The sequence below is a fragment of the Marinifilum breve genome (genome assembly GCF_003202155.1).
Classification (GTDB): domain Bacteria; phylum Bacteroidota; class Bacteroidia; order Bacteroidales; family Marinifilaceae; genus Marinifilum; species Marinifilum breve.
Map to the genome: position 1 here is coordinate 1 of NZ_QFLI01000023.1, position 3,940 is coordinate 3,940.

At 36.0% G+C, this 3,940-nt stretch carries 3 protein-coding genes; all 3 read left to right on the top strand.

Translation table 11 applies throughout. The annotated features are described in order from the left end of the window. Window positions 1-933 precede the first annotated feature (933 nt). A complete protein-coding gene (locus DF185_RS22815) occupies window positions 934-1,488 on the top strand; it encodes an RNA polymerase sigma factor (RefSeq protein WP_110364052.1) in 555 nt (184 codons plus the stop codon). A gap of 214 nt (window positions 1,489-1,702) precedes the next feature. After that, window positions 1,703-2,854 carry a FecR family protein gene (locus DF185_RS22820; RefSeq protein ID WP_165836109.1) on the top strand — a complete coding sequence of 384 codons (1,152 nt, stop codon included), beginning with the start codon at window positions 1,703-1,705 and terminating at the stop codon, window positions 2,852-2,854. Window positions 2,855-3,017: 163 nt separating this feature from the next. Beyond that, window positions 3,018-3,940: carboxypeptidase-like regulatory domain-containing protein (locus DF185_RS22825; RefSeq protein ID WP_207784733.1), on the top strand; the 923-nt coding region annotated here is incomplete at its 3' end.

Below are 3,940 nucleotides of genomic sequence, written 5' to 3' on the forward strand. Positions count from 1 at the left end.
TACGGTATAATGTTAGAGGATATGACCAATTGTAGTAACTATTATCCAAAAGTATTTTCCACTAAACAAGGAGCTTTACAGTGGTTGTTAAGTGACCAATTGTAAAGCTATATTTTACTTGTATACATTAAGGTCAATTTCCATTATATAAAAGTATTTCCGTTTAATAATGAGTTGATTAGTTTATGATTGTTGAGGAGTGGGCATAGTAGCTAGTGCCTGCTCCAATCATAAATTATAAACGATTGGGTTCAGAAATACATTCCGTTTTAGATAAAGGATGTATTTCATTTGATTAGTTAGAGGAGCAAGCTGTTATGGCTTGCTCTTTTTGTTTTCTATTTACCATGTTAGTAGCATAGAGTTTTTTTTCGCCACAAGCTACACCTAGTTGGCCTTTTTCCGTGGCTTTAATGTTTATTACCATAGGAATTTTGCGAGGACAAGTATTTCTTAAGGTAATTTGTAATACATTGCTATCGCATTATATACCAGAAAGCATACATCGATCTTTATTTTCAAGTTCTACCGCTCAAAGTTTGGGCCGCTTGTTAAGGATACGATGAGGTACTTCGTTAATTAATAAAAAAGACATTGTGTGTCTTTCGTTCACTAAGAACAACCTAAGTTAAATAAGTGTTATTTCAATACTACTTGTCAAATATGTCAAGTTTTGTACACTCATTGTATTTAACTTTATTTAATAGTTTCGTTTTTAAGGAATATAGATATTTAGATTGGATCGGTTTGGTTACTTTATTTGTAATTCATATAAATACAAGTTTGCAAGTTATTGATACTTGTTTTAAGGATTTGTCTAAACATATGAGTTTATATTCTTGTTTTTTTTGCTTCAGTGCTAAAGAACAGTTTTTAGCCCGTCTCTATGATTTTCCAAAAACATGAATATATTTGTGGCGAAACCCCTTAATCATGATTACAGACCAAAGTATTTTAGAACATATCCGTAGAGGAGACAAGGAAGGCTTGGATCTTCTGTTCAGACGGTATTACAAACCTTTGGTTTTGTATGCAAATGCCTTTGTAAACGACATGCATACCGCGGAAGATGTTGTTCAGGAGGTATTCATTAAATTCTGGAATGACAAGTTGTTTGAAAAGTTGTATAACAACTCACTTAGCACCTACCTGTTTACTTTGGTTAAAAATGCTTCATTAAATCACATCAATAAAAAAGATGTACTATCTGATACGGCTGGATTTTCTCACTTGGAAATTGCAGAGGAAGAGGCCAGGCGAATTGCAGAAGAGGGAATTCTGAAAGTGAAGCAAGCTGTAGGGGAACTGCCCGAAAAAACACGAAAGGTGGTGGAGTGCATCATGATTCAAAACATGAAATATAAGGAAGCTGCTGAAGAATTGGAAGTTTCTGTAAATACTGTAAAGACCTTACTTAAAAATGGTATGTCCAAATTGAAGGAAGTTTTGAAAGATCATCAGGATCTTTTTCACCTGTTTTTTCTTTAGGATTTCTCTCTTTTATACCTTGTAAATTCCAGCATTGTTTATCCTCACCAATTGCATTTCTTTTGCGAAAATTTCAGTTTGCAAATAAATACTTATACTTTTTGTGATTGTAACTTTCACATTAGCAGAGTGAAAAGATTTTATTTGAAAAAACTTTCATTTTTATTCACCCATTTTTACATCCATTTTGTTCCACTAGCAAATGAAAAAGAAGATGACGTCAAAAGAAAATATATTACATGATGTACTTGACTATTTAAAAGGAAAGGCATCAGATGATCAAATCACGAATCTGCAGGAATGGCTTGCCGATAGTGATGAGAACAAAGAACAGTATCGTGATATTGTAAGAACGTATTACAGGCTGGGGAATGTTCAGAATTGGGATCAGGTAAATGTATTTGCAGCGAAACGAAATATTAATTCGAAAATTACCAGGAAGAAAAAATTGGTGTTGTGGCATGTTGCTGCAAGTATTGTAATACTTCTTGGTGTTGGTCTGACATTTCTGGTAAACGATTTTTCTAAGGAGCAGGAATTGGCACAAGTTACAATTATAGAACCTGGGCAAAAGGGTGCTGAGTTGATCCTTTCCAACGGGAAGAAATACCAGGTGATGAATACACAAAAGGTGTTGAAGGAACAAGATGGATCGACTCTGCAAATCGATACATTGAAGGGAATTGTTTACGACAAGGAGGATACCAAGTCGAAGGAATTAATTTACAACACCATTAAAGTGGCAAAAGGGCAAGAATTCAACTTGCAATTGGCAGATGGTACAAAGGTTTGGTTGAATGCAGATTCTGAATTGAGATACCCTGTACAATTTACGGGAAAAAGTCGGAAAGTGTATTTAAAAGGGGAAGGATATTTTGAGGTAGCTCACAACAAGCAGAAACCATTCGTGGTAAATTCTTTTGATCAGGATCTTAGGGTGTATGGGACAAAATTCAACATCAATGCCTACGACAAGAGGTTGATAAAAACTGTACTTGTAGAAGGTAGCGTGGGTGTAAAAATCGCCGAAAGAACGGAAGAAAAAAGAATGAAACCAGGTGATTTGTTGAATGCCAATACCGTAGAGGGAAGTATGACTACTGAGCAGGTAGATGTGTATCCTTACACTGCCTGGAAGGACGGGAACTTCCTATTCAATAATGAAAGCCTGGAAGAAATCATGTTGCGACTGGAAAGATGGTATGATGTGAAAGTATTCTTTGCAGACAATTCCGCCAGGGATATTCGATTCATTGGAGATATGAAGCGTTATACAGAGATTAATAAGTTGCTGTATTTCATCGAGAAATCATCAGGAGCAAAATTTGAAGTGAAGGAGGATATAGTAATAGTACGCAGTAAATAAAAAAACGGAAAGTTCTGCAAAAACTTTCCGCTTGAATAAACCGGGATAAATATCTGCAAAATATTTACCCACAAATTTTAACTTGTTAGATTACAAATTTATGAAAAAAAACAACCAAATGGGCTGTTTTCTCAAAAGGAGATGGCTTAAAATTCTATTGGAAATGAAAATCCTTGTATTTCTGATTCTTGTACTATCGTATAGTACAATGGCGAAGACCTACTCGCAGAACCAAAAAGTGAGTATGGAAATGGAACAAGTGACGATTCTTGACATTTTGAATGAAATTAAGGATCAGACAGGACTTCGATTTTTGTACAAAAGAGGAGTATTCGATGACTTTGAAAAAGTTGACATCGAAGTTAAGAATGAAGAGGTGAAAATGTTGTTGGACCAGATACTTCGCGAAAGAGGACTGGAATGCGAAGTAGAAGAGGAAGTAATCACCTTTAAGGAAATTGAAAAAGCTACTCCTGTAAAGGAAGCAAAGCAGCAAAAAGAAATAAAAGGAACCGTAACCGATGATAAGGGCTTACCTCTTCCAGGAGTATCTGTAGTTATAAAGGGTTCAAATACAGGTGTATCTACTGATTTTGATGGAAATTTTTCATTAGAACTGCCAGATGGAGAGATTACTCTGGTGTTTTCTTTTATTGGAATGGAGCCTCAAGAGGTTCTTGTGACCAACCAGACTCATTTAAATATTACATTAACCGTTTCGTCAGAGCAATTGGCTGAGGTTGTGGTAACAACGGGTTACCAGAAAATCGATCGAAAATTGTTTACAGGCTCTGCAACGGTCTTGAAAGCTGAAGAAGCAAAAGTTGCTGGTGTTGCTGATGTTGGACGTATGTTGGAAGGTAAAGTAGCAGGGGTTTCTGTGCAGAATGTATCGGGAACTTTTGGAGCGGCACCTAAAATTCGAGTGCGTGGAGCTTCCTCTATTTATGGTGATACCAAGCCTTTATGGGTAGTTGATGGAGTGGTATTGGAAGATGTTGTAGATATTTCACCAGACCAATTGTCTTCAGGTGATGCTGCAACGCTTATCTCTTCTTCAGTAGCAGGTATCAATGCTGATGATAT

Coding starts and splice junctions, on each gene's coding strand:
- DF185_RS22815 (WP_110364052.1), top strand. CDS start 934: ATGATTACAGACCAAAGTATTTTAGAACATATCCGTAGAGGAGACAAG.
- DF185_RS22820 (WP_165836109.1), top strand. CDS start 1,703: ATGACGTCAAAAGAAAATATATTACATGATGTACTTGACTATTTAAAA.